This is a genomic window from Vitreoscilla sp. C1, assembly GCF_002951955.2.
Classification (GTDB): Bacteria; Pseudomonadota; Gammaproteobacteria; order Burkholderiales; family Neisseriaceae; genus Vitreoscilla; species Vitreoscilla stercoraria.
The window spans coordinates 1,393,578-1,419,129 of the sequence record NZ_CP019644.2; the positions used below are offsets into that span (position 1 = coordinate 1,393,578).

Sequence of the window (25,552 nt, forward strand, 5' to 3'; positions counted from 1 at the left end):
GAGCATATACTCACAAATCACCCTAAAAATATAATTTATTTTTATTAAAAATGATTTATTTATTACTCTATGCTATAATCGCTCTACCTTGTTAGTTTCAACAGCCAAATTGGCTCTTCTGTAATACCTTCTGCTTGATCCTCAGAAAATAAAAACAGCAACATCATAAGAAAGGACTGACGCTATGCAACATAGACGCAGACTGAATACTTTCCGTGCCATGAAAAAAGCTCAGGAAAATACTGAACAATCTAAATAATTAATAAAAAATATACCGCCATCAGGCGGTTTTTTATTGCTTAATCACTTGATAGTGATTGCCGCCATCTTCGCCTTGGCCAGTTCCAAAGCACTCTTTTTCTTCTCTTGCGCACCCACGCCACCATCAGCTCGATCACTAACGTTGTAATGCACGCCTTCCAAATTCGCAAAACACACCGTATCAAAAATATCGGGTGATTTGATGCCTTGGGCGGCCATCTTTTCTTTACCCATGATTTGGTAGCGCAACACACCCGAATCGGTAAAGTTGTAAGGGATATGTGTCGCCTGGTAAATGAACATTTCCTTGGTCTTCTTAGGCAAGTTCCACAAAAAGCGAATCCGGCCTTGGCGTATGGCATCACGAGTATGGACCGAACATTGGGCGCGCTGATTGATGAAACGGTTTTTGTACTCGGTTTTGAAATTGGGCTTGCCCCACGATACCCGCACCACATCAAAGCCTTCGTCTTCCAAGTCCTTACACAATTGCAAACCATTGCCACCACTGTCGATGACCAAACGAATGTTGGAATATTTGGCAGCTTCTTCGGCAATGCGGCCTTTGAACTGTTTCACATCGATGCCATTGCTAAAAATCGGAATGTCGATAAAATCAATGACGCGGTTTTCACCCACACCTTTGACCTTGGCCAAAGTGGCTACCGAATAATCTCGGTACTCACCTGCAGCGACGTCGCACAACAGAAACCAGCCCCAATCCTCGTCATCTTCGGCAATCAGAGGTGTGGTGTTGGCCATCGCTTCATCCAACATGCGCCGGTGTATTAAGGTTCGTTCTTCATCTTCGGCAAACTGTCCCAATACCCGTATGCGGTACTCAACTGAGTCACGACCACCTGATTCCACCTCTCGTGCTTTGAGCCACTTGCGGCTCACGTGTGGGGCGTTCTCAGAGTTGAAACACAGATTAATCCAACCGCCTTCATCCACAGGTGTGTTGATGTGCGATAAGGTGTGGTGAGTGTCATAGAAATAGCCTGTGGTTTTAACGCCTTGGCTGAATAAAAATGTGCGATTACCCTCTTGGGTTTGGGTACCATTAATCACGTCATAGTGACTGTCAGCCACACCTGCAGCTTCATCAATGAAAATGGTTTGGTAATAACGGTGCTTACCGGCAATGGCCACAGAATCAGCATTGCCTAAGGCAATTTTGGCAATAAACCATTGGTCTTTGTAGCCATCCATGTACCACCGTTCAGCCTTTGGATGTGTGCGTCCTGTCAGCCATCCCATACCATCCAGCATTTTGATGCGCTGAAAATTGTCGTTCATTTCTTTCCACACACCATCAGCCACCTGTTGAATCACCGGTGCGCCCACATAGGTGTTGGAACCGACTTCAATCTTGCCATCGTATTCCACCACAGGAAAACACCACATCGAATGCAGCGCAGCACCACCTAGCCAAGCAGTTTTGCCCGTACCGGTACCAGACACCACAGAAATGCGCGATGTTGGATTGATGGCCAATTTTGATAAAACTTGTTGATCACGGGTCAGTGTCAGTCCACACAAGTCAAACAGAAAGCCTTCTAGGTTGAATTGGTACTCTTTTAAGAAGTCATGGTAAATCGGCAGGCTTAAAATGGATTGAATGGCCATCAGGCGTCCTGAGATTTACCAGATTGTTGCTCATACAGCTCTTTGGCCAAACGTTCGGCGGCCTCAAAAGCGGCTGCACGTCTGGCGGCACCATCTTGAGCCAACAGCTTCAAAGTTTCGGTACTGGCCTCAATCGTGGTTTCTACTTTCAGATTGTTACCGTATTTGGCAGGCGCCAAACGGGTCAACGACCATTCCAAAGCATCAATAATGACTTTGCCACGTTGCACAAACAGCTTGTTCCATTCAGGTGTGAATGTGCCATTGCGCTCAGTCATCATAATGTCGTGCTCGATGTCATAAGCCACACGGAAACGCTCATCGTGCATCAATTGGATATTGGCTTCCATCACTTCATGATACATCTTCTCCAGCTCACCACTGGTATCACGCCGCAACCAACCTAAAAAGGCGGCCATGGTCGGGTATTTGTCACGATTGCCGTTCAGGACGCCTGACAAAGTCTTAAAACGCTTGGTATCAGGCTCTGGCATGGTCAGGTCGGTCAAGATGTCTAGAAATAAGGTGGCACTGAACTCAACATAAAGCTTGCGCTCTTTTTTAGCCAAATCGAGCGCCTTTGTGATTTCACCTTCAAAAGTGGCTTTTTTACGTCCAGAATTAGCGGGTTTACTCGTCCCCTTAGGTGCACCACGTGTTGGAGTGGGCTTGTTTTGATTCTTCTTTAATGTAGGTGTTCTCTTAGATTTAGTTTCCATATGATTGAATCCTTATTTTTAAGCTCAAAGCCTTTACCCGCGCGTATATGGAACTTATAAAATGTTGGAATTCCACCCTTTGACCGCTGTTTTAATTTCGGCTTAAATTAACAAAATTTAACGATTAGAAGCCAACGCTTTAAAGCCACTGGCCAAGGTTTTACAGATGGCATTGGCAGCATTGCTGATAGCTTTAATCAAGACTTCAAAACGCGCACTGTCCACATCGTTCTCTTGGTGCTTCTCCCAAGCTTTGGAAGTCACCAAATCTTCAAACTCAGAGAGGCTTAATTGTTTGAGCATTGGCAAAGGCATATTGGGCAATTCAAGCTGCATCATCGCCAATTGGTTCTTCATGTCGCGCCCAAACCTCAAGCGCGCCGTAAGGGACAATGGCATCAAAGCAAAATCGGTAAGGTGCGTACACCTCACCCCCTTTCGTTGGCATCAAAGCAAAACCATCATCAAACACACGTAAGCGCACGATATGATCCAATGCCAACAAGCCTTGCTCAAAAGCCATCATCAAGGCCGCATAATCACTGACCGACATCGACAAAATGCGTTGGATGTTTTCATTGATATAAGCATCAATGCTGACATGTTGCTCATCCAACCAAGACCATTCAAAATCACGGGCATGAATCTGAGCCGCCGCACAGGCAATACGCCAAGCTTCACGCTTGTCTGTCACACCTTTGACTTGGCCATTCAAGACGCAGCGCTCGATTGCCACTGCTGATGCACCTGTCAATGGCAACATCTTCAACAAATCAGGGCTGTCTGACTCACTGTCTAGCTCAAATTCATATTTCAAATCATCAGCCACCACTTGGCGTCCGATTTTATGCAATGGATAGTCTTGGTCTTCTAACACATACACTGACAAATCAGCACCGGTATCGGCATCCAACACCAATGCCTGACCACCATTGATGGCATGGGTATGGTAATGCAATAAGCCGGCATACAATTCTTGTACGGTCCATGCCTCAATAGGTACATTGGTTTCAGCCACCACTTGTTTGACTGAATGAAAAACACCTGCCTCATTGTTCAAAGTGGGCATCGCTGCCAAATCGATGACATCACCGATAGACAGCTCTTTCATGTGTGCATTAATACGGGCAGTGACCAAAGGTGGGATATACATTCATTTTTCCAATACAGAGGGGTGTGGTTCTAAATCCAATCTCGCCTGCATCACATCTTCTATTTCTGTTGGTAAGGTCAATTCCACCAAACGATGCCGACGTCCTGCGATTTGTGCTTGCATAAATGCAGCTTTAGCATGACCCAAAGCACTTTCTACTCGGGCACCATTGCGTACTTCAGATTCAAAATACTTGCGATTCAACTCAATCATGCGATCAATTTGCTCTACCAACACCACCCCGCTGTTAACCGCCTCTTCGTAGCAGTGCAGCTTGGCAGCATGTTGGCCAATAGAGCCTGAAATCTTAGAAGCCATCAAACTCCAATAGTGTTGACCCACCGTATGCAGCATTTCATTGATTTCCAATGAATGTTTTAACTCGCTAGAGCTGTCAGTGGCACATAGCAAGTAGTCAGTTGAGACCCCATAAAACATCGCCAATTCTCGCAAAGCCCACATGGGAATGGGTTTTTCACCATGCTCCCACTCACTCAGATGTGACTTTTGAATGCGACCAGGGAAGGCAGCAACCACTTGGTAAATCTTAATGCCCAAAGCAGTACGGGTTTTTTGTAAGCGTTCACCCGCCAAACGCGACAAACGCATGTTTTCGGTTTCTTTGCGCTTAGAGGGTGTGACTGTGTGTGGTGCTGCATTAGCCATGTTTGCTCTCTCCTGTCTTTGGACGCTTCCCTGCTTTCTTGGCCTTTTTATGGTGGCTGCTAAAAATTTCTGTAATTTTGATTCGGTGGCGATGCCACATCAGTGCTTTTTTTAATTTGTACAAACCAAGCACCATGCCTTTTACATCTACCAATTCAATGCGGCCATCTAAATGGGTTATGGCAAAATCCGCAACATAATCAATCTTATGCGAATACACCGAACCATCTTCATTCAAAACCTTATCGGCAATCGGATAACGCACCTGACACTCAAAATCAGCAATGATGCCAGCTTCTTTTTGCTGTTTAAGCAATTGGTAATGCTGGGCTTCTAAGGCACTGTCAAACTTACGGCCATCTACCTTGGTAATTTTATTGCCATACTTGCTAGTGGCTTTGGGCTTGCCCGTTTTAGCATCTGCTTCACGCCATTTGCCTTTAGCGTCCTGTACCAACTGCCCTGCTGCCACACGTCGGTTAAACTCAACCGTACTGATTCGCTCTTGTTTGCCTATTGCTGTATTAGACATCAACTACCTTCCCTTAAAACGCAGCGTTCCCTCTTTTGGGCTTGATTTTCATCATGCGCCCTCACCTCCAACCAATAAGCACGAATGGGCTCCATATCCATGCCTTTGTCTTTTTGCTCCCGCCACCATGCCTCACGGCTGGATTTGATTAATCGAGCCGCCCAGCGCCATCGACACTGATCGCAATGGGCTAAGGTGGTGTATCCCATCACCTTGCATGATGCGCAGTACTCTTCAATCATTTACGGTAATCTTCCCAAGAAAACAAAACATTCCAAGGCCTACCGCCTGTTTCTTTCATACGAGACATGGTCAAGTCACCAACGCTTTTTTCAAACTCAATCAAATCACCATTGCAAATGAAAATCGTAGGACGCATTTCTGCATAGCGTGCATTGAACACATCAAAAAATGCACGTGCATCGGCTTCGCTGTTCTGGTTTAAAATCCGTACTTCATCCACCACAAGCAAATCAAACGACACCAAAGCATCAATCACTTGGCTTTCAGTCACATTGGAGTCAAACGACTTAGCTTCACGAATACGACGTAACATGTCATTGGCAGTGGTGAAATGAGCCGTTTTACCGAAGCGCTCGATCACCGCATTGGCAATGGCACAAGCCAAGTGGTTCTTGCCATTACCACGGTTACCATGAAACACCACATTGCGACCTGAATGCTCAGTCTCAAACTCTTTTACAAACTCAACTGCAAAAGATTTGGCATTTTTTTGTTCTGCAGTATTGGCAACGTAATGATTAATCCGTTTATCACGGAAGCGCTTAGGGATACCTGCATCGACAATTGCTTTCTCAACTGCCATAATTTTTTGCTTGGCTTGATTCTCTGCCTGCATGACTGCCAACAATTGTTTGGTTTCTGCTTTCTGCTCCTCAGCCACACACTGAGGGCAACGGGTCCACAAATCACGTAAACCAAGCTTGGCAACGTAAGCACCGTGTTTTGAACAAACTTCATCACGGGCGCGGATTTGAGCGCTTGTAACACCTACAGGCAAAATGCTTGAAATATTTTGTAACATGACCATCCCCTTAAAAATCGATCTCGATGTTGTCCAAATCCACCGCAGCCAAAGTACGTGCCATTTGCTCACGGTATTCGTCTGTCACATCTGCAGATGTCAGAATTCTGTAGCTGTGGTGCTTGGTACCTCCCATGCCAGGTGGCAATTCGGATGGCTTGGCTTTTTGTGATGGTACAAATTTGCTTGATTCAGCATAGGCAGTACGACGTGCTTTGGCACCATTCGAGAAATTACGCAGCAGAGCCTTGTTCCACTCTGCCTGAGTGCGCTCAACGTCTTGGGTCATCCAGTAGGCAAGAAACTCAGCAAAGTCTGCTTGATTGTCAGCAGTGCTTAGGTCAACACGGGAAAATTTCAGTAATTGCTGTCCAGCATGGTCAGGTTGCCAGTCGATGTGCATCGCAAATTTTTGGTCATCAACTTTGGGCTGAGTCTGTGGCTGCGACTTGGACGGTTCGCAGTCAGGTGCTGTGTGCTGCGGCGAATTTTCGTGCGCGGGCTGTATGTAAGTATTCTCTGTTGTAGTCTTTGGTAATCTTTGTTCTATATACGAGAGCGATTTCTTCACTTCGGCGACAGCGATTTTCTTACTTCCCGAGAGCGATTTCTTCACTTCGGGAGAGCGATTTTTAGCGTTCGCGACAGCGATTTTGACAGCCTCTAAATCCAGCTTAAAAAAGGTTACATGTTGGATGCGATTTTCTTTGATTTGCACCACACCTAATGCCATTAATTTGTCACGTGCAGTTTTTACTTGGCTAATGGTCAAGCCTGTTTGTTCAGCCAATTCCGCAAGTGTGGTGTAAAAACCTGTCTCTTGATCGCAAATATCCCACCAATACAAAAGCTGGCTAAACAAGTCAGCAGCTTGCTTGCTGCCAAATGGCTTGGCTAATTGAGGATAAGTAGCAACAGGTTTGCCGATTAATTGTTGTAGCTCCATCTTGGCGCTAACCTCGGGCAATTTTTGGAATGGAATAGCAGCCATCACGCTACCTCTTGAGTTGAAATTTGTTTTGCTAGGAATGCCAAACCTTTAGGCGTCACCAAAACTTGGGTGGTCAAACGATCCATGCCCATACGTTCGCTGTAATGTGTATGTTGGGAATGGCGCAACAATCCAGATTGAATCTTGTCCTGGTAAGCAATCCATTCACCTTTGCCGCCACGCTTATAAATCCAAGCATTCTGGCTCAACCAATCAAATAATTTACGCGGTTGGGTATCCAAAGTTTTAGCAGCATCAGTAATACACAAATCACCATCAGCCTTTGAAATGAGGTCTAACGCCATGGCTTTGGGTGCCACCACTGCCAATTGGCTTTCTAAGGCCATGCGCTTTTCAGCTTCAGCAGCAGCCAAGCGCAAAGCTTCCGGCAAGGTTTGTGGAATGATTGGGGTTTGTGATGCTTTAAGACGACGCTCACACTCAATGAAATACAAACGGGCTTCACGGCCTTTTTCATTGCGCTCAACCATTGCCAGTTCTTTAGCCATTGCTAAGGTAATGTGGTATTCAGTAGCTGGACGACCTTTTACTAAAGTTTTAGTAAAAGTCACAAAGTCTTGATTTCCAATAAACGCATACTCTGCAATTCGATTGTTAATCCAATCATTAAAGCGGCTCTTCACTTCCAAAAACTCATATAACTCACGAGCAGATATCATTTGTACTTCTTCGCCAGCAATCTGCTGATTGACAACCAATATTTTTGTATCCATAATTAACTCACTTGTTTTGTGGCTCAAGCCACGTTTGGAATGGCCAGCAAAATCCCCTTGCTGGCTTTTTTTATTCCACCAACAATGCTTGGCGAAACGCCACCGATGCCTCAATCAACTTGTCTACCAGCTCAAGGCTGGTTTTACGTTCATTACGGGATAATTCATTGCCCAATTCAGAATTTTTATCCATTGCTGCTTTCACTGACTCACCAACGCCAGCACAGGCAGTAAACACATCAATGAAATGCGCCAAAACATCTTGAGATGACTTACTTTCAGGCAATGGCATCACCATGTGATCAACCAAGTAAGCCATGGCGCGCAACGGAGTCACATCCTGAGAAAGCTGCAAAATATTGCAGGCATCGTAGAGGCTCAAATGAGCATGGTCAGAATTGGCATTCAATTTGTTATTCAATGAACGCTCATGTTGTAAACCCATGTCTTGAGCCATCTTAATTACGCTGCGACCATCACCATAATTTCTAGATGAAACACGAAATAAATTTAAAATATCAGGATGTTGCATGTTTTCTTTCTTCAAACTCATGTGATTTACTCCTTAAAGTTTGGAATACTATTTACGATTCTTCCGTAAAGGTTCAAAAACTAAATCGGCTGCTGAAACACCTGTGACATTTTCAATATCTAAGGCGGTAGAAGGTGCAATCTGAATATAGCCCTTCACGTAACTATGAACAGTTTGTTTGGTTTTACCGATTGCTTTAGCAAGCTTTGCCTGGCTACCTGCGATTTCAATTGCCCTATTAATTGCGGTGGTCATAAGAGTCTCTTTTTTTAATATACCGCAAGTCTATTTTCAATATACAGAGTTGTCAATCTTAAATGCACGACATGGGTCAATTAATAATTTACTATTTAGGAATATAAAAATGGTTGATTGCAAAAATATGGAATTTAATATTGGACAATGGGTGAAACAAGCTCGAGAAAAGGCAAACAAAAGCCAAGAGCAGCTTGCTTTGGATTTAGGATATAAAGGAAAGGGAACGGTCTCAGCTTGGGAAAAAAATACCAATGCGGTACCATTTGATAAAATGCTGGAAATTTCAAAAATAACAGGCTTACCATTGCCTTATGCATCAAATGGCAGTCCTTCTGTAATAGTGAGTGATCCAGATGATGGGCCAATCAAATTAAAACTATACGATGTAGCTGCCTCATGTGGCAGTGGACACTTTAACGGTAACTACCCTGATTTAATTAGAACAATCTCATTAACCGAAGATGCAGCATTAGAGCTATTTGGCACGGCAAATTTAAAAGATGTTCAAATGATTCCACCTGATGGCGACTCTATGGAGCCCACCATCCCTGCAAAATCAATATGTTTTATTAAAACAAATATTGATTCAATTTCTAGTAGTGGAATCTATCTATTTACATTTCAAGGTGCCACATTTATGAAACGTCTATTTCTAGGCAGAGGAAATATCATTCATGTGAGTTCAGATAATCGATTTTATGAAAAAGGTGACTTCACTATTAATCCTGACGAGATACATGATTTGGTTATCCATGGAAAACTTTGGAAGGCTATGTCGCTTGATATGATAAATCTAGGGTAAATTTTAAATAAAACACAAATACACAAATTAATTTGATTTTTAATCAATTAGTTGTGTATTTTTTTGCTTTTTTAGTTCATTTTAAATTGACTTAAATTGTCTACTTAAAATATACTTAATTCATCAACTCACGAAGCACACAGCAACACGGGGTCGGTCAGCAACATTAGGTGCGCAGAACTTTCAAAACTCAGTAACGTGATAAGCAGCTTAGCCTGAATGGTGGCAAGTGAACCGCAAAATGCTTATGCGCCAAAACCAAACGCTAAAGGTAATCCACATAAGTGGCACCGGAACGAAGTAAGCGAAATCATTGTTAGGCGTGGTGAATACCAAAGCGTGACAGCAAGCGTGGATATGTCCAAGGGACGCACACAGAGCGGCGCAAACAATCGGCAAGTCGGCTAGAAACGGATTAGAAGTGGTTAGAACTTAATAGAAGTAAGTTTTTAGGTGTGGTTCAAATCTACGAAAATCAAACGTAACAAGCGCGCAGGGCAACGCTACCCTGTAACAGGTTCCAAACTGAGCAGCATCAAAACATCGGTGTTGCTTGGCTTGCAACTTCGCAAGGTAAAAGGAATAAAAAATGACAGTTATTCATGAAGATAACAACGCGGTTACAGCAACGCATTTGTCGGAAGACAATCCAGGTCACGATTATCAAATTGATTTTGGCGATTCGTCACATGAAATTTCATTCCAAAATGGTCCAGTAAAGGAACATGGCGTGAATGGCATTACTAGCGAAGCATTGCTGGCCATCTTGATTCATCGAACTGAAGTATTGAACAGCAATTTCCCTTGTGCTGAAAATGAAGCTGCATTAGATGGCTTAAATCAAGCCTTAAATGCTTTTGAATCTCGCACACAAAATCGTATTGATCGCGGCGTCGAAGGCGAAAACAAGCTGTAAGGTTTCAAACTGCTTGGCATTAAGGTGCCAAGTGGCTTGCAACTTCGCAAGGTAACTGGAGATTTATCATGGCATGGGAGACAGGTTTAGAGTTTATGTCCATGCAAAACTACATTGCTAAGGTTCGAGCTAATCCACGCAGAAAAGCTGCAATGGATAGAGCATCTGCCCGTATTGCCGTTCAATTAGAAGCAAAAATGGGCGAAACCATTGTTAGCTTGCGTTCTCGCCATGGGCTCACACAGCAAGAATTAGCTGAAAAATCGCAACTGAAGCAATCGTATTTATCAAGAATTGAAAACCATAAGTGCTCTTTGCACAATACAACGGTCTCTAAAATTGCCTCCGCATTGGGTTGTACTGATGAAAAAATCTGTATGGCCTTTAGCAATCAATGGAAGTACTTAGAAAATAAAAAAGCATGAGAAAAGTACAGATTTATGCACAATTGGGAAGCTTGATAACTTAAACTGGAAAATAACCAAAATGAAAGGGAACTCATGAGCGATTCAACTTCTGAAAACTCTTTTCCTGATGATTACTTCACTGATATTAATGACGAAATACTGTCATATCTAGAACAACAAGCTCATGGGGCTATATTAGAAAGCAAAGAAGCGATTTCTAAGGTTCGAGATAAAGGATCAAAGCTCGTTGATATTTTGATTGTTGGAATTGGCGCTGGGCTGGTGTTTTTATTGAATGGCTCTCAGCCTGACAATTTTAGAATTGCCTCATGTATTTTTGTTCTAAGCTGGTCAGGCATTACAGCTTACATTGCCCACAATTTGATTAAAACCAAGACCAAGGCCAGCGCCTTTAATAGCCCAAAAGCACTATACAGCCAATCATTCAAAAACAATCAAGCCCCAAATAAAGTAAAAATTATGCGGCAGCTTGAGCTTCATAATATGTCGCTAACGATTGATGAGTTGAATGACCTAAACAAAGAAGTAGCAGAGTATTTAAATAAGGCAATAACAGCGATTGCCTTATCAGGTCCACTAGTAATCGTAACCCTAATTGGCTCTATTCTTTTAACTTAACTGACTCAGAATGGATGTCATCCATCACAAACATTCTTTCAGCCTTCTGAAAAGGGAAGCTTGAATTTTGGCTTAACATTGTTTCCAAAACCTGAATCTAAAAAAGCGAAAGGCCCCGAAAAATTCGGAGCCATAACGCCGACCGAGGAACCCCTCAATCCACTTGACTAAACTATATATTACATGCTAGGCAATAGCAATAAGTAGATGCTTAAAACATAACTATATTTTGAATATTTATTCAAGTAAATACTGCCAAGTCTGTAAGAGACCGACACTTCACGCTAACAGAAAGGAAGCATCATGCAAGAAGATTTAACAAAACGCCTTCAAGCCTTAAAGCAATATGGTTTCAAAGACGAAAACGGACATCCGCTTGAAAATTGCCAAGAGTTTGTTGAATTAGAAATGATATTGAAACGCGCCAAAAGTGATGACGCTCCCTTGTCGCCAAAGGACAAAGAAGCTGTTAAATCCGCACTGTTGGCAATATCCCAAAACAATCCTCATATGGACCTTGAATCATTGGCTCGTACGCTGTGCAGCTCACTTAAGCATGTCAACTCATTCAATCAACCTGCTGTATCAGGTGGGGCGACTAAAATTAGCGATTCCAATCATTTATAGGACAGACTAGCAACAAAATTTCAAACAAGCGTCCTGTAAATCACAGGACGTTTTTTATGGGGAAGTGAAATGAAAGCATTTCAAGAATTTATAGCAAAAGCATCTGCTGAATTGGTTGCCGAATCAATCAAGCATGGCGTTTCAATAGGTATCAACACATCATTCGTAAATGGTTCGATGGCTTTATTTATAAACACTCCAAGCAAAAGTGTTTTCACTGCCGAGTATCGCAGCGAAGAAGATTGGTACGCCGCTTTAAGCCTAGCAAAGACAAGCATCCAAAAGACTGCACTTGAGGGAATTAAGGTGGCTGCTTGAACATCAGCGATACCATGTGAAGCAGGCAACTTCACATCAGGCGATTGGCTGCGCAGTTCCGGCCTGCGTCAGAAACAAGCTGGCATCGGTCAGTCGCTTGCTGTGAAGTTGCGTTGAAAATGGTTTGGGTCAGTCATGAGTGCCAAGCCACGGTTTTGAACCAACCGAGAAACCATGACGTGATGTAGCGGATTTTTATTGAGACTCCTTGCCGCGTGACATCAAACTGAAAAAGCACAGGCAGACCATAGCGCAAGAATGGTCTGCCTTTTTGCTTTTACGATTATTGCTTGGTTTGCAACAGGCATTATCCGTAAGAGTGAACAAAGGAGAAAACATGGCTCTTTTTAGAAGCACCCGCAAGCATCATGAAGTCACCCGCATGTCTGAGGGTAAGCACAACTGCTACATCAGATTGATTGCAGGTTTGCCTACACCCCCAGCAACCGAGAAGCAAAAACAAACGGCAGCCAGACGCATTCAGGCAAGCATCAACGCTACTTACAACGAAAGGACGGCAGATTAATGGCCAAATACTTTATCCGCAAAACGGCAGCCGTGATGGTTGCCCTTTTTATTTCAGGTATCGCAGGTGCAAGCCTCGATCGCAATGATGGAATTGTAAACCACTCTGCAACTGACCTAATGCACATTGAAGCCCAAGAGCGCCAACGTTTAGAAAATTGGCATCAACGAACGCTGCAAATTGAAGCAGAGCAAGCGCAATACGAAGCAGCTTTGTATGCAGCGATGGAAGCGCGTAATGCAACGGGTAATTATGGTGAAGTTTATGAGTACGAATAAGCGGCCTGCATTTTGGGCTTGCTTACTGGGTTTAACTTGGGTGGTGATAACGCTGCCCTTTTTCTATTGGAAGCATAGAAAGGCGGTTAAACATGTCAATCACTAAATTTGTTGAAATTGACGTTGATATTGATGAGCTTCTTGAAGAAATGAGCAGCTCAGAAAAAACTGAGCTTTGCGCTCAATTAATTGAAGAGGGATACGCTGACGGCTACTTTCCTGATGGCATCAGCAACAATCCTCGCACCACAGTCGAGCAAGCATGGGTTCACTCGCTGAATATTGATTTACCCAAGCCTTTAGTTGAGTTCTTAGAAGATACCACAGGCAAGACCTTTGGGAGGTGCTAATGAGCTATACCTTCAATATCCCGCCGCAACACAAGCTGGCAGTAGTCGCTGTCATCGCAGTCAAAGAGATGATTGCCGCCAAACACCAATACGCCACGATTACAGGCATCACCTTGCCTGATGGTCGTCAAATTTTCCAAATCGTGGCTCCTGCCAAGCGTACCGAGTGCATGGCTGTCGGTTTAAGGCGTTGGTTAAAAACTTATCAAAATCACAAACGGAAGGTGAAAAATGATTACTGAATTGCAATTACTGACTTTGGCTTGTTTGGCCTGTGGCTTGAGCCAAGAACAAGCATCTCGCTTCGATGGTGACATCGATGCCTTGCTTGATTACAAATTCGGCATGGCATTTGAAGACTTTGCCAATATGGCTCGTGCCAGTCAGCCTTTTTGGGGTTTGTTTCCGTACCAGGAGCCTGTTTGCGAGCAATGCAATGGTACCAAAAAAATGTTTGAAGAATTCTTCTGCTATGAAGAACGTGAATATTTCACCAAATCACACGAGTGTCCATTTTGCTATAAGACCTAGCCATGAATCAAATCACCATCCGCGCATCCAGCTTGGGCAGTCTGTTTGACTGCCCTGCTTCTTGGTACGCCAAGCACATCGAGCGCATCCAAATGCCACGCAGCCCACGCAGCTTGATTGGCAACGCAGTCCACCATGCTGCCGCAGCGTATGACGTCAGCCGCATGAACAAATCAGGCTTGACCATCAACGAAGCCGCAGGCGCAGCTGTGGACTACATCAAGCAATACACCACCGAAGTGGCTTGGGAGGGTTTTACACAGAAAGACGTTGAATCAAAGTCCATCGAATTACACCAAACCTATTGCGCCAAAATCGCCCCGAATTACGACTTCGTGGCCGTTGAAGTGAAGTGTGAACCAATCACCATCAAAGTCGGCAACTTGGCCATCACGCTTACGGGTGAAATGGATCGCATTTACCAAAGCTTTGATGGTGGTATGGGCGGTATGGATTTAAAGACAGGACAGAATGCTGTCAGCAAAGACGGAGAAGTGGCAACAGCCGAACACATTCCTCAAATGGGTGTTTATACCGTTTTGGCAGAAAGCCATTACGACATCGAATTGACCGAGCCATTTGCTATCGCAGGCTTGTCCACCACCAATGGTCAAGCGGGTGTGGGCTTGATTCCAAACGCCAAAGCCGCCCTGCTTGGCAATCCCGAAACCGAAGAAAAAGGCTTGATTCACTACGCTGGCAGCATTATCGAATCAGGCAATTTTTACGGCAATCCACGCAGCATGATTTGTAACAAACAATATTGCCCTATTTTCAATCGTTGTAAATTTCGAGGTAAATAACCATGAGCCAATTACAAACCACAGCAGACTTGCTGAAACCAGCCGCCAAAGCCAATACCTCAGTTGGCTTTTTTGATTTAGAGTCCTTTGAATTGACACAACGCATGGCTGCATCTTTTGCCAGTTCATCCATTGTGCCTTTGCAATTTCAAAAGCGTAACAAAAGCGGCAAAGCCTCAGATACTGAAAATATGGAGGCTATTTCAAATTGCTGCATCGCCATTAATATGGCTGCTCGATTAAATGCAGACCCACTTATGGTAATGCAAAATTTATATATCGTTCATGGTAAACCAAGTTGGTCAAGTCAGTGGATTATCGCCACCATCAACCAATGCGGACGCTTCTCAACGTTAAAATATCGCATGATAGATAAAGGTGAAACTACCATTCAAGGAGTGAAAAATTTAGCTTGCGTGGCATACGCAGTCAGCTTGGACACTGGTGAAACAGTTGAATCCCCTGAGGTTTCTGTTCAAATGGCTATCGCTGAAAGCTGGTATGGTAAAAATGGTAGCAAATGGAAAACCATGCCTGAATTAATGCTGCGTTATCGAACAGCCAGCTTTTTTGGGAAATTATATGCTCCTGAGCTATTGATGGGTTTCCAAAGCACCGAAGAAGCCGAAGAAATGGCCTACATCGAAACCATGCCAACAGGTGAAGTGGTAGAAGAAACCACCAAAGTGACCAAAGGCAAGATGAAAAAAGCCGAAGCGGTGGCAGCAGAAACACCACCACAAGAAGCCTTGCCAACTCCAAGTCCAGAAGCTGAAGCTATTGCGCAACAAGTCGCCGCCGCAAGCATTCAGGACGCTTCTCAGGAAGCTGCTGCCGAATATGTGGACACGCAGACAGGCGAGGTTTTATACAACACTGGACCTTTATCCGAGCCCAATCAATACCCTGTCAATCCTGATGAAGATGAAGATTTATTCGCAGGCACAGGCCTTTAACCTTTAACCCAAGCCACCCACTGCGGTGGCTTTTTACTTGGAGCAAAACCATGAACACTGCCGTGATGCCGCAAGAGTCACAAGAAGCCACCGCAATCGCCCCCTTAGCCGCCATTCCTGCCAACAGCTTGGCATTTTTAAACCAAATTGGCGTGATTGATGCGGCAGAAAGCACCGAAAACATTGAATTAAATTTGCATGAAATTGGCAAACCGATTTACTGGACCAAACGCCAAGTGCAAATGGCATTGATTGATGGCGGCGAATCTATCACCAATTTGTACCAGCAAATTGACGATGAAGCCGAAGCAATTTTCCAAAATACCGATGCAAGCACCAAGAAAGGCTTGGCCGTGCTCAAAACATTGGCCGTTAATGTCACCAAGGCCAAGACAACAGTTGCCACAATTGAAGCCGAGATGAAAAAAGCCATTGATGTGGCCATGGAATTGCCAACGCAAACCAAAAAAGCATTAATTGCCAGCAGCAAAGAAGCGCAAGCGGCTATTGATGTGGTACGCGATCGAGTACGCAAGCCTGTCACTTTGGCCGAAGAACACAAGAAAAAGCAGGATAAAGAAGCCGAAGCCTTGCTGGAAAAGCTTAAAGCGTTAACCAGTGTTGGTTATGACCCTATCAATCAAACCTACACATCAAGTGCCGAATTACAGCAGCGCTTGGATGCATTGCCAAATATAGTCCCGCCCCAATTCAAGACCGAACCTAAAATTTTGGCCGCATACCAAGATGCAGAGAAACGCCTGCCTGACATAATTGCCATTGCCCGAATGCAAGAGCGCAAAGACGCGGAAGCACAAGCCGCTATTGAAGCTGCTAAAAAAGCCGAAGCCAAAGCCGAGGCTATGAAAGAAGTCGTACAGGACGCTTTTAAAAGCGGGGCTGACATTGGTAATACTTATGGTGTGGCTGCCCAAGAAGCATTGAAAGAAGCTGCTCAGCCTGTTGTAGCAGAGCCAAGCCCGCCACAACCGCAACGCAGTGGCTTTACCTTAGATCAACGCAAAGCCATGGCAGGCGCATGGGTTTCCCATTTGCGTACAGTGTGCACAAAACATGGCTTCCATCCTGAGGAGCCTATCCCTGCTGAAATTTTGGCTGTTTTCAAAAGCTATTTCAATGATATCGGCAAAGGTGATGTACCTTATTTGGCCATTGAGTGGTCAGAATGAGCGCTACAGATACGCAAATTTTTTGCACCAAATGCCAAACAGCAAAATCACCATCTCAGTTTTCACGTTCATTAATCAGGGCAAATCAAAAAGGCATGTGTAAAGCATGTGCAAAACAACGCCAACAGCGGTTTTATCATGAAGTATGGATTAGCCCACTTATGAGTAATGACCCATTGATTGACCTTCTAGCAGCCCTCAACCCAAGGAATCAAAGCCATGGCATCTAAATACACCAATCTCATTGCTGACATGCGCCATGTGGCCATACAACTGTCTGAAATGCCTGAACAGGAATTTGTGAGTTTTTCCAAGCAAGTTTTGGGTTTGTTCGATGATCCAATTACCCCTAATGTTTTAATCGCACAGGTTAATTCCGGCGATATAAAAGCACAAAAAATTGCAACGATAGTAACTGTTTTATCTGCAATTTCGGCTAATTTTCTTCATCAACATCAACCGTCAAAACCCGTTCCCATTTCACAAAAACAATTGCCATTTCTTAACTAACGACACCAGCCGCATACCGATGCGGCTTTTTTATTTTGGAGAAAAGAATGCTAAAAACCAAACAATACACTGGAGCGCAGTTGATTGAATTGCGCAAACGTTTGCGACTGAATCAGCAACAATTTTGGGCTGAGGTCGGCGTCACCCAATCAGGTGGCTCTCGTTACGAATCAGGCCGCAAGATGCCTAAGCCTGTCACCAAATTGATTGAATTGGTGCATGAGTGTCAATTGGACATTTCTACTACCAAGGCTTGTAAGGCATTGGCCAAAGCGGCAAAAGGAATCGCATGAACCTCACATTCACCAGCAAAGATTACACCAACCTTGAGTTGGTGATGATGCGACGCAAGCTTGGTTTAAGTGTGGCTGAGTTTTGGGGTGCGATTGGCTTACCCAAAGACATTGGTGATGCTTATGAAGCAGGTGAGCCATTACCACCACCTTTGCCGCCCTTGCCTGCTCTAGTTTGTGTGGCCATTGAATTGGTACATGAGCTTGATTGCGACATCAGCACCCCTGAAAACCGCTTGCGTCTTGCATCCATTGTCCATCGTGACCAATACCTTCAAGATTTGGAAAAATTATGAACGAAAAACTCAATCGTCAAATTCTCAATGTTTTAGAACTTACAGGCGCCAGTACTGCCGATCAATTGCATGAATGCTTAAAACAGTCACGCAAAGCCACTATGGATGCATTAGAGGCTTTGGAACACATTGGCGCCATCACCCGAGAATTTGATGCTGGCTTAAATTGTTCGGTTTTTTCATTGCCGACAAAAACACTTACAGCAGAGCCAGCACCTGCCAAGGCCCCACAAAAGCAATCCCCAAATCAGCCTCCTGTCACCGCACAAACAGGCAAGCCCAAACGAGGCCGCCAAGCCAAGCGAGCTGCACCCGATGAGTCGGTTGCGGCGGCGCCTGTGTTTGAGCTTGCCCCTATGGTTGAGCCTGTACCTGTGGTTGAGCCAAAAATAGATGAGCCTGCCGTGGCCGCTGAAATGGATACACCACCCTCTGCCATCACCGCCAAGGCTGCATTGCGGTCAAAGCCATACACGCCAAACCCCACACGCGGCTATGAGGCCAAAAAAGGTTACGTCAAAATCTTCTTGGAGCGACGTGCGTGCAGCCGAACATTGACTTTGACCGTGGACGACTTGAAAGAACTGTTGCGAGCGGTTGAAAAAGCGGCTTAATGAGAACGAAATTTTTCATTACCAATCCCCAATAACGAAAGTCAAGGAATCGGATGACATGAAAAAGGCAAAAAAAGCCAAGTACAAATACATCCCATCAAGCGTCCACAAAGCTGCTGATGGCGTAACAGATATTCATGTACTACATCACTTTAGTATCAGGGAAGATACTCTCACATGGCTCTTTAATGCAGCCATTTACGGCTTGTGTCGCATGCTACAAGAAGATAAGCCTGAGTCACTTGATATTGCCGAAACTTGGGATGTGGGCATCCAAGGTGCGCTGCTTGATTTTAAAACAATCCCTGATGCAACACCTGAGCTGCTTGAGTTTGTAGAGACCGCCCGCCAATTTCGACAAGAGGCGATTTTATCAACCAGTATGCCAAATAACGCATAGCCTGAAAGAGTCAAGATGGAATCAATTTTAAATAAGATTGAACGAGCAATGCCTGATGCAGCTCAGAAAATCACACCCAAACAGACCAATTGTAAAGAAATAAATGATGCAATCGCAAATGTTATGCGAGTGTTTTTGCGAAGCCTTCTGGCGGCGGCTAGAAAAGGGGAAAAACACCCATCCTTTAATGACTATGCTGCCGCTCTTAGTCCTGATTTTGCTCACAAATCGCTTATGATGGCGCGCCATTTTGGATTGTTTCCAAAATATAGCGAATCGAAAGCTGAGAAATTTGGGATTGATTGGGGCTGCTCTTTTACAAATCAAAACGGTTGTCATTACTCGCCAAGCCACAAAAAGCCAGTTCACAAAGGACAGTACAGAGAAATCTTTGGAACACTTGACAGGTCAATGAAGTTTATTTTGACTGAATGCCTTGAGCATGAGCAGTCTTTGGAAGAAATCTTATTGGGCAATATCTCAGGCTACATGCCTGATTGGAGCGAATCCAAAGTTAAGGATGCATGCCAAAAATATCTGCAAGTAATTACATCTCAAATACCTCAAAAACATGGTATTTGAAACGCATAAGAAAATCGCCAGCTTGTCACCATCCATTTTCAAGAACGAAAGTCATCACTTGGCTTTCGTTTTCTTTTTTTACAGGACGCTTATATGTGGATCAAACAATTATCCATTTTTGTATTACCAAACCCCATCTGCATTGATTCCGAAACTTTGGCTAATGCAGTTTTTAAACCTTGCCCAAGCTTAAGTTGGTCAAGCTCAGGCTTTCACCAAGCCATGCCATTCAGTGACAGCTTGGTTTTTGATGCTGCTCAAAGTCGCAAAATTTGCTTGCGTACGGACACTAAAATTCTACCCGCTTCGGTCATTCGTGATGCTTTAAATGCAAAAGTGATTGAAACTCAACAAAGTGAAGAGCGAAAAATCGGACGCAAAGAGCGTTTGGAGTTGAAAGAACAAATCACAGATAGCTTATTGGCCAAAGCGTTTGTAAAGTCCACCCACCAATGTGCTTACTTCATTGATGGTTTGATTTTGGTCGATTCTGCCAATTCCAACAAGGCTGAAAACCTCATCACCGAATTACGCCAAGCTTTAGGCGGCTTGGCTGCTGTATTACCTAAAACAGCCCACGCACCTAGCCAAATCATGACCAATTGGCTATTGGCTGGCGAAGCTGTGGGCAATTTTGAGCTCGATAGCGACTGTGAATTGGTCAGCGTCGGTGAGAAAGCTGCCATTATCAAAGCCAAGCGCCAAGATTTGACTGCAGAAGAAATACGTCACCATTTGGAATCTGGCAAAATTTGTACCCAATTGGGCTTGGTTTGGAACGAACAAATCCGCTTTGTTTTAAATGATGATTTAAGCCTCAGCCGCATTCAATACTTGGACATGTTGCAAGAAGAAGCCGCCAATGAAGGTGATGATTTAGAAAACCTGATGACGGCCACCCAAATCATCATGACTCAAAACTTGTCTTTGCTGATTCATGAATTGGTTGAGTGTTTGGGCGGTTTTCTATTTTGAACAGTACAAGGAAGTTAAATGAAAAAATATTTTTCATACGATGCTTATTGCAATGATGTGCATTTTTTCGATACGTTAGAAGAAGCCAAGCAGCACCACATCGGTAATTGTGAAGAATTTTATGATTACTTTGCCGATTCAGGGGGTAGCGCTGAACATTATGTAGATGGTCTTGAAAGTGGATTTTATGGCGAAGTACGAGGCTATTCAACTTGCGAACGCCGCAAGCCAACACAGGCTGAATGTGATGAAGTTGACCGTGATTTTGAGGTTTATGTTGAACCGCCAGTATTGACTGAATCAGTCAGCGCATGGATTCCATGCAGCGAGCGGATGCCTGAGCAAAGCGGTTACTATCTTGTAAGTGTGATGGATATTAGCTCGCAAGATGTATATCAGAGTGTCTCTTATTGCATAGCAGGTTGCAGGTTTTCGTCTTCATTTAATGAACGAGTAACCCACTGGATGCCACTGCCTACCCCACCGCAAGACTGATGCCACCCTCGCGAATGAGGGTACCAACATACAGGCCGCTTATGCGGTATTTTTTTGGAGAAAATATGAGCAAGAGAACATTCATTGCCTTGGCGCTTGCAGTATTAGCAGGCGCAAACATGGGTGCAAATCAGCACTACATCACACCTAAGCGTTTCAAGCATCAAAACACATACTATCAGCGATTAAACAAAGCAAACTATCGCAACCAACGTAAACGCAAATAACCCACCGAATTGGTGGGTATTTTTTGAAAAAAAACATTTGCACGAAAGCCAAGCAAAAAGAATTATGATTTTAGACCCAAACGGCCTGTAAGTTACAGGCCATTTTTTATGGAATGAGAAAATGAACATTGACCCATTACTCACAAAAAAAGAAGTGTTACAATTGACCAAAATGTCAGACACTACCCTTTGGCGCTTGCGCCGCAACGGTGATTTTCCTAATCCTGTCAAAACAAGCACGAATAGCATCCGCTGGCACCAGTCATCAATCCACAAATATCTCGAAAATCTCAAGCAGCAAAATCAATAGACGGTAAGTTAGTCGGTAAAATAAAATCAAAAACTCGTTTTAATCAATAAAATCAACCCTCTTTCAAACATATCAATAATTGAGTGGGAGTGATTGAAAGTTATTTCATAACGCTTCATATCACACCCAAAAACTAATAAAGCCCCGATTATTCGGGGCTTTTCTTGTCTCTACTTCTCATATTTTCTGATTCAATATCACTTGAAACACAGGGTAATCCTCCCATTTTTAATGGACAGAATCAGTAGAATCAAATGTTCATCAATGGCGGCTTACCACCGTTGGCTTGATGAGGCCTTTCATGATTATAGAACCACAACCAACGGGTGGCATAATCCTGAATATCATTTAAGTTGTTAAACAAATATTGATTCAACAATCCATACCTTACAGTGCGGTTGTAACGCTCAATATAAGCGTTTTGTTACGGTTTACCAGGTTGGATGTATTCAATCCTGATGCCTTTTTGTACGGCCCAATTTTGAAATTCATGACTGGTAAATTCTGGACCATTGTCACAACGTATGGTATTGGGTGGCAATCTATATTCCAAGATTTGATTCAAAGTCCGAATCACACGGCTGGCAGGTAAGGATAAATCCGCTTCCATTGCCAAACCTTCACGTTTGTAATCATCAATCACATTCAACAATCGATAGCTTTGGCCATCGCTCATTTGGTCATACATGAAATCCAAAGACCAAATGTCATTGGTATGCTCAGGCTCTTTTAAGACTTCTGGTACAGGACGCTTAATGCGGCGTTTAGGTTTAATTCTCAGATTCAATGCCAATTCACAGTAAATGCGATAAACGCGTTTGTGATTGAATTGAAAGCCTTTTACATTACGAATATAGGCAAAGCACAAACCAAACCCCCAATCTTTATGTTCATTGGTGAGCTTGATAAGCCAATCGGCAATCAATGAATTGCCATCTTCACTTTGGTGCTGATAACGATAACATGTTTCGCTGATTTGAAAAGCATCACAGGCAAAACGTATGCTAACAGCCTTTTGTGTGACTGCCTCATACGCCATCTTTTTACGCAAAGATGGCTTTACCACTTTTTTGCCATCGCCTCCTGAATGATCTCAGCTTTGAGCCGTTCTTCAGCGTACATCTTCTTCAGACGGGCATTCTCAGCTTCCAATTCTCGCATACGAGCCATCAATGAAGCGTCCATCCCTGCATACTTCGATCGCCATTTGTAAAAGGTGGCAGAGCTGATACTGTGCTCTCGGCACACCTCTGGCACAGGCATTCCTGACTCGGCTTGTTTCAAAATGGCAATGATTTGGCCATCAGTAAATCGTGATTGTTTCATGCAAAATCTCCTGCGTATAGATTACGAGAAAATTCTACTTATCGCCTCTGCTGATTCAACCGGTCAGCGCAACACCAATCCTACTTTTTATGTTAAAAGGATTGTTATGGTTTCCATACATGGAGCAATGACTGATGAACGTAAGAAACGAATCTGGTTTCTATGGAAGCAGGGAAAGCCTATGGCCTTCATTGCCAAAGACATTATGAAACCACCTGCGACCGTTTACTCATTTCTAGAATACCATGGTGGTATTGAACCTGATATTCGACGCCGAAAAGCGACCGATTTAACCTTGCAAGAGCGCGAATGCATTTCTCGAGCATTGGTAGCAGGACTGAGTTTAAGAGCCATAAGTCGCCAATTAAATCGATCGCCATCGACCATTTCGCGTGAGGTTTCACGTAATGGAGGTGCTCATAAATACAGGGCTTATTTAGCAGAGCAATTGGCTTTAAAGAAAGCAAAAAGGCCAAAATCTTTTATTTTATAAAGCAATTCATTATTAAAACAGATGGTTATTGATAAACTGTCATGTTGTTGGTCTCCCGAACAAATAGCAGGCTGGCTGAAATTCATACAGTTTCCTCATAATCCATCGATGCATGTTTCTTATGAAACCATATACAAATCACTGTATCTGCTGAAAAAAAAACATTCTGCCTCCAAAGCTAAAAAGACATCTTCGCAGAAAAAGAATGTTTCGCCACGCCCGCAATCATCACAACTCTGGTAAGCAGCAGATTCCAAATTTAAAGTCAATTTGGGACCGCCCTAAAGAGATTAAAGACAGACAGTATGTTGGTCATTGGGAAGGAGATATGATTATTGGCACATTAGCTTCAGCAATAGTGACTTTGGTAGAACGCAAATCTCGTTATACATTGCTAGGTAAAACGGCTGATAAAAAATCCATATCTGTTATAAAGGCTGTCATTGACCAATTAGCTGGATTACCTTCATCCATCAGGCAAACACTGACTTGGGATAGAGGTCATGAAATGTCTAAACACCATCTTTTAACTGCTCAATGCAATATGTCTGTTTATTTCTGTGATGCTAGCAGTCCTTGGCAAAAAGGCACAAATGAAAATACAAATGGGCTTTTAAGACAATATTTACCCAAAGGTAAAAATCTTGGTCTTTATTCACAAGAACAATTAGATAAAATTGCTTTGCAACTTAATACTAGGCCGAGAAAAATCTTGGGCTTTAAAACACCTCTTGAGGTCTTTCAAACAGGTGTTGCGCTGACCGGTTGAATCCGCATCATTTATTTAAAGGGGGGATTACCCAGTATCAAATACAGGACGCACACATTTAACTAATATCTGTCCCGTATTTAAGCATCCGCTAGCAATACAGCACAATAAACATCAACCAATGCCATTGAATCAGTCAACAATATGGTACGCCATGCACAAACATAAAATTTTCTCTTCAAATAATTCAGCCTTGAAAAAATAAATTTTTTTATTTTTAAATGTCATGACTGTTACTCTTTTTTTACTTTAAATCTTATATTGAAATAACAATACCGCCCATGAAAGACGGTATTGAGTGTCACGATAAATCAAATCGTTCGCTTTTATCATACAAATACAATGATATGAACGAATACTTGCTAAAGTAGAAATATCTAAGTCATATTTTCTTATTTGTGAGTTACCAAATGGTTTTTTTGTGCCCACATAAACAATGCAGCGCCTGCCACAATCATCGGCAGGCTCAACCATTGCCCCATAGACAATCCCAAGCCTAATAAACCCAAATGTGCATCAGGTTGACGAGCAAATTCAGCAATAAAACGGAACGTGCCGTAACCGATTAAGAAAACGGCTGAAATTTGTCCGACAGTGCGTTTTTTCTTGGCAAAAATCCACACGATGGCGAACAAACACAAGCCTTCTAAAGCAAATTGATACAATTGTGATGGATGGCGAGGCAAAGCGCCCAATTGATTGAACCATTGTGAGTATTGAAAATTGGTGGCAGCTATGGCTTGGTCGGCATAATGCGCTTGTGGAAAACCCATCGCCCAAAATGAATCAGGCGGTGTGACTCGTCCCCATAATTCACCATTGATGAAGTTACCAATGCGGCCTGAAGCCAAACCAGCTGGCACCATAGGTGTGATGAAATCCGTCACTTGCCAAAAACCCAATTGATGACGTTTAGCATAAACCAACATGGCCACCAACACGCCTAAAAAACCGCCGTGGAACGACATGCCGCCTTCCCAAACTTTGAAAATAGACAAAGGACTGTCGATGTATTGGGCAAAATTATAAAACAACACATAACCCAAACGACCACCTAAAATCACACCAACCACACCATAAGTCAGCAAATCATCCAGCATATCATTGGTAAACACCGTATTGCCCTGTTTGATACGACGGCGACCCAAGAAAATGAACAAGGCAAACGCCACAATATAGCTCAATGCATACCAACGAATGGCAAACGGTCCAAGTTGCAGCGCAACAGGATCGAAATTAGGGTGCATCATCATAATGAATCAACTTTCTTATTGAAGATGGCATTATTTTAGCAAAAGAACGGTGTGTTGTTGCTCTACTTAAATTAATATAATTTCTGTATTGACAGAAATTTAAGATTAAAATAATATTGGCTGGAATTTATCGTGTTCAATCAAAG

General features: G+C 43.3%; 36 protein-coding genes and 2 pseudogenes. 25 read left to right on the forward strand and 13 right to left on the reverse strand.

Translation table 11 applies throughout. From position 1 onward, the window contains the following. Window positions 1–303: 303 nt before the first annotated feature. The 11 genes from ADP71_RS06780 to ADP71_RS06830 all read right to left on the reverse strand — a co-directional run bounded on the left by ADP71_RS06780 (window position 304) and on the right by ADP71_RS06830 (window position 8,517). Window positions 304–1,890 carry a hypothetical protein gene (locus ADP71_RS06780; protein WP_104931839.1) on the reverse strand — a complete coding sequence of 529 codons (1,587 nt, stop codon included), beginning with the start codon at window positions 1,888–1,890 and terminating at the stop codon, window positions 304–306. After that, window positions 1,890–2,609: a hypothetical protein gene (locus ADP71_RS06785; protein ID WP_171461024.1), complete on the reverse strand. Its 720-nt coding sequence runs from the start codon at window positions 2,607–2,609 to the stop codon at window positions 1,890–1,892. Before ADP71_RS06785 ends, ADP71_RS06780 begins: the two co-directional genes overlap by 1 nt. 117 nt (window positions 2,610–2,726) lie before the next feature. Continuing rightward, complete coding sequence (locus tag ADP71_RS06790) at window positions 2,727–2,966, reverse strand: hypothetical protein (protein WP_155970576.1); 240 nt, start codon at window positions 2,964–2,966, stop codon at window positions 2,727–2,729. After that, complete coding sequence (locus tag ADP71_RS06795) at window positions 2,935–3,762, reverse strand: hypothetical protein (RefSeq protein WP_171461025.1); 828 nt, start codon at window positions 3,760–3,762, stop codon at window positions 2,935–2,937. The genes ADP71_RS06790 and ADP71_RS06795 overlap by 32 nt, the downstream gene beginning before the upstream one ends. Next, the gene (locus ADP71_RS06800; RefSeq protein WP_019959111.1) at window positions 3,763–4,428 is read right to left on the reverse strand and encodes a helix-turn-helix domain-containing protein; all 666 of its coding nucleotides are present in this window, start codon (window positions 4,426–4,428) and stop codon (window positions 3,763–3,765) included. Beyond that, window positions 4,421–4,960, reverse strand: coding sequence for a DUF1064 domain-containing protein (locus tag ADP71_RS06805; protein ID WP_104931842.1), 540 nt, complete (start codon window positions 4,958–4,960; stop codon window positions 4,421–4,423). The genes ADP71_RS06800 and ADP71_RS06805 overlap by 8 nt, the downstream gene beginning before the upstream one ends. 238 nt (window positions 4,961–5,198) lie before the next feature. Further along, window positions 5,199–6,005: an ATP-binding protein gene (locus tag ADP71_RS06810; RefSeq protein WP_019959108.1), complete on the reverse strand. Its 807-nt coding sequence runs from the start codon at window positions 6,003–6,005 to the stop codon at window positions 5,199–5,201. A 10-nt stretch (window positions 6,006–6,015) separates the two neighbouring features. After that, window positions 6,016–6,996, reverse strand: a complete 981-nt coding sequence (locus ADP71_RS06815; protein ID WP_171461026.1) for a DnaT-like ssDNA-binding domain-containing protein — start codon at window positions 6,994–6,996, stop codon at window positions 6,016–6,018. After that, window positions 6,996–7,730: a phage antirepressor KilAC domain-containing protein gene (locus tag ADP71_RS06820; protein WP_104932386.1), complete on the reverse strand. Its 735-nt coding sequence runs from the start codon at window positions 7,728–7,730 to the stop codon at window positions 6,996–6,998. The genes ADP71_RS06815 and ADP71_RS06820 overlap by 1 nt, the downstream gene beginning before the upstream one ends. Window positions 7,731–7,800: 70 nt before the next feature. After that, a complete protein-coding gene (locus tag ADP71_RS06825) occupies window positions 7,801–8,283 on the reverse strand; it encodes a phage regulatory CII family protein (protein ID WP_171461027.1) in 483 nt (160 codons plus the stop codon). A 27-nt stretch (window positions 8,284–8,310) separates the two neighbouring features. Continuing rightward, on the reverse strand, window positions 8,311–8,517 hold the full coding sequence (locus ADP71_RS06830) for a transcriptional regulator (RefSeq protein WP_104931849.1): 207 nt from the start codon (window positions 8,515–8,517) through the stop codon (window positions 8,311–8,313). Window positions 8,518–8,626: 109 nt separating this feature from the next. Between ADP71_RS06830 and ADP71_RS06835 the strand changes: the two genes are divergently transcribed. The 24 genes from ADP71_RS06835 to ADP71_RS13200 all read left to right on the forward strand — a co-directional run bounded on the left by ADP71_RS06835 (window position 8,627) and on the right by ADP71_RS13200 (window position 21,565). Then, on the forward strand, window positions 8,627–9,322 hold the full coding sequence (locus ADP71_RS06835; RefSeq protein WP_104931850.1) for a helix-turn-helix domain-containing protein: 696 nt from the start codon (window positions 8,627–8,629) through the stop codon (window positions 9,320–9,322). Window positions 9,323–9,911: 589 nt separating this feature from the next. Then, window positions 9,912–10,238 carry a hypothetical protein gene (locus tag ADP71_RS06840; protein ID WP_104931852.1) on the forward strand — a complete coding sequence of 109 codons (327 nt, stop codon included), beginning with the start codon at window positions 9,912–9,914 and terminating at the stop codon, window positions 10,236–10,238. Between the two features lie 68 nt (window positions 10,239–10,306). Then, the gene (locus tag ADP71_RS06845) at window positions 10,307–10,663 is read left to right on the forward strand and encodes a helix-turn-helix domain-containing protein (protein ID WP_237342997.1); all 357 of its coding nucleotides are present in this window, start codon (window positions 10,307–10,309) and stop codon (window positions 10,661–10,663) included. Window positions 10,664–10,738: 75 nt separating this feature from the next. Beyond that, window positions 10,739–11,284, forward strand: a complete 546-nt coding sequence (locus ADP71_RS06850; protein WP_104931853.1) for a hypothetical protein — start codon at window positions 10,739–10,741, stop codon at window positions 11,282–11,284. A gap of 303 nt (window positions 11,285–11,587) precedes the next feature. Beyond that, window positions 11,588–11,911, forward strand: coding sequence for a hypothetical protein (locus tag ADP71_RS06855; protein WP_104931854.1), 324 nt, complete (start codon window positions 11,588–11,590; stop codon window positions 11,909–11,911). 69 nt (window positions 11,912–11,980) lie between these two features. Further along, the gene (locus ADP71_RS06860; protein ID WP_104931855.1) at window positions 11,981–12,229 is read left to right on the forward strand and encodes a hypothetical protein; all 249 of its coding nucleotides are present in this window, start codon (window positions 11,981–11,983) and stop codon (window positions 12,227–12,229) included. A 208-nt stretch (window positions 12,230–12,437) separates the two neighbouring features. Further along, window positions 12,438–12,755 (forward strand): hypothetical protein, encoded by a 318-nt coding sequence (locus tag ADP71_RS06865; RefSeq protein WP_171461028.1) that lies wholly within the window; start codon window positions 12,438–12,440, stop codon window positions 12,753–12,755. Further along, complete coding sequence (locus ADP71_RS06870) at window positions 12,755–13,033, forward strand: hypothetical protein (protein WP_104931857.1); 279 nt, start codon at window positions 12,755–12,757, stop codon at window positions 13,031–13,033. The genes ADP71_RS06865 and ADP71_RS06870 overlap by 1 nt, the downstream gene beginning before the upstream one ends. A 92-nt stretch (window positions 13,034–13,125) precedes the next feature. Then, complete coding sequence (locus tag ADP71_RS06875; RefSeq protein ID WP_104931858.1) at window positions 13,126–13,383, forward strand: hypothetical protein; 258 nt, start codon at window positions 13,126–13,128, stop codon at window positions 13,381–13,383. Further along, entirely contained in the window at window positions 13,383–13,625 is a 243-nt protein-coding gene (locus tag ADP71_RS06880; RefSeq protein WP_104931859.1) for a hypothetical protein, read from the forward strand. The genes ADP71_RS06875 and ADP71_RS06880 overlap by 1 nt, the downstream gene beginning before the upstream one ends. Next, a complete protein-coding gene (locus ADP71_RS06885) occupies window positions 13,615–13,914 on the forward strand; it encodes a hypothetical protein (RefSeq protein WP_019959094.1) in 300 nt (99 codons plus the stop codon). The genes ADP71_RS06880 and ADP71_RS06885 overlap by 11 nt, the downstream gene beginning before the upstream one ends. Window positions 13,915–13,916: 2 nt before the next feature. Next, window positions 13,917–14,717, forward strand: coding sequence for a RecB family exonuclease (locus ADP71_RS06890; protein ID WP_104931860.1), 801 nt, complete (start codon window positions 13,917–13,919; stop codon window positions 14,715–14,717). 2 nt (window positions 14,718–14,719) lie between these two features. Then, complete coding sequence (locus ADP71_RS06895) at window positions 14,720–15,673, forward strand: hypothetical protein (RefSeq protein WP_104931861.1); 954 nt, start codon at window positions 14,720–14,722, stop codon at window positions 15,671–15,673. A gap of 50 nt (window positions 15,674–15,723) precedes the next feature. Then, a complete protein-coding gene (locus ADP71_RS06900) occupies window positions 15,724–16,863 on the forward strand; it encodes a hypothetical protein (RefSeq protein ID WP_104931862.1) in 1,140 nt (379 codons plus the stop codon). Beyond that, the gene (locus ADP71_RS06905; RefSeq protein WP_171461029.1) at window positions 16,860–17,093 is read left to right on the forward strand and encodes a hypothetical protein; all 234 of its coding nucleotides are present in this window, start codon (window positions 16,860–16,862) and stop codon (window positions 17,091–17,093) included. The genes ADP71_RS06900 and ADP71_RS06905 overlap by 4 nt, the downstream gene beginning before the upstream one ends. Then, a complete protein-coding gene (locus ADP71_RS06910; protein ID WP_171461030.1) occupies window positions 17,083–17,373 on the forward strand; it encodes a hypothetical protein in 291 nt (96 codons plus the stop codon). The genes ADP71_RS06905 and ADP71_RS06910 overlap by 11 nt, the downstream gene beginning before the upstream one ends. Before the next feature lie 47 nt (window positions 17,374–17,420). Next, window positions 17,421–17,666 carry a helix-turn-helix domain-containing protein gene (locus ADP71_RS06915; RefSeq protein ID WP_104931863.1) on the forward strand — a complete coding sequence of 82 codons (246 nt, stop codon included), beginning with the start codon at window positions 17,421–17,423 and terminating at the stop codon, window positions 17,664–17,666. Next, entirely contained in the window at window positions 17,663–17,962 is a 300-nt protein-coding gene (locus ADP71_RS06920; RefSeq protein WP_171461031.1) for a hypothetical protein, read from the forward strand. Before ADP71_RS06915 ends, ADP71_RS06920 begins: the two co-directional genes overlap by 4 nt. Beyond that, a complete protein-coding gene (locus tag ADP71_RS06925) occupies window positions 17,959–18,576 on the forward strand; it encodes a hypothetical protein (protein ID WP_171461032.1) in 618 nt (205 codons plus the stop codon). Before ADP71_RS06920 ends, ADP71_RS06925 begins: the two co-directional genes overlap by 4 nt. A 58-nt stretch (window positions 18,577–18,634) precedes the next feature. Further along, a complete protein-coding gene (locus ADP71_RS06930; protein ID WP_158667179.1) occupies window positions 18,635–18,976 on the forward strand; it encodes a hypothetical protein in 342 nt (113 codons plus the stop codon). Window positions 18,977–18,991: 15 nt separating this feature from the next. Next, window positions 18,992–19,558 carry a hypothetical protein gene (locus tag ADP71_RS06935; protein ID WP_104931867.1) on the forward strand — a complete coding sequence of 189 codons (567 nt, stop codon included), beginning with the start codon at window positions 18,992–18,994 and terminating at the stop codon, window positions 19,556–19,558. Window positions 19,559–19,651: 93 nt separating this feature from the next. Continuing rightward, window positions 19,652–20,533, forward strand: a complete 882-nt coding sequence (locus tag ADP71_RS06940; RefSeq protein ID WP_104931868.1) for a recombination-associated protein RdgC — start codon at window positions 19,652–19,654, stop codon at window positions 20,531–20,533. An 18-nt stretch (window positions 20,534–20,551) separates the two neighbouring features. Beyond that, window positions 20,552–21,028 (forward strand): DUF551 domain-containing protein, encoded by a 477-nt coding sequence (locus ADP71_RS06945; protein WP_171461033.1) that lies wholly within the window; start codon window positions 20,552–20,554, stop codon window positions 21,026–21,028. A 348-nt stretch (window positions 21,029–21,376) separates the two neighbouring features. Continuing rightward, window positions 21,377–21,565: an AlpA family phage regulatory protein gene (locus ADP71_RS13200; protein ID WP_019959081.1), complete on the forward strand. Its 189-nt coding sequence runs from the start codon at window positions 21,377–21,379 to the stop codon at window positions 21,563–21,565. Between the two features lie 250 nt (window positions 21,566–21,815). Here the strand turns inward: ADP71_RS13200 and ADP71_RS06955 are convergent. Then, window positions 21,816–22,891, reverse strand: a pseudogene (locus tag ADP71_RS06955) (IS3 family transposase). A 127-nt stretch (window positions 22,892–23,018) separates the two neighbouring features. On the opposite strand from ADP71_RS06955, the pseudogene ADP71_RS06960 reads away from it, so the two are divergent. Then, a pseudogene (locus tag ADP71_RS06960) lies at window positions 23,019–24,153 on the forward strand (IS30 family transposase). Window positions 24,154–24,545: 392 nt separating this feature from the next. On the opposite strand, the gene lgt reads toward ADP71_RS06960, so the two are convergent. Beyond that, entirely contained in the window at window positions 24,546–25,406 is an 861-nt protein-coding gene (gene lgt, locus ADP71_RS06965) for a prolipoprotein diacylglyceryl transferase (protein WP_104931870.1), read from the reverse strand. Window positions 25,407–25,552 lie beyond the last annotated feature (146 nt).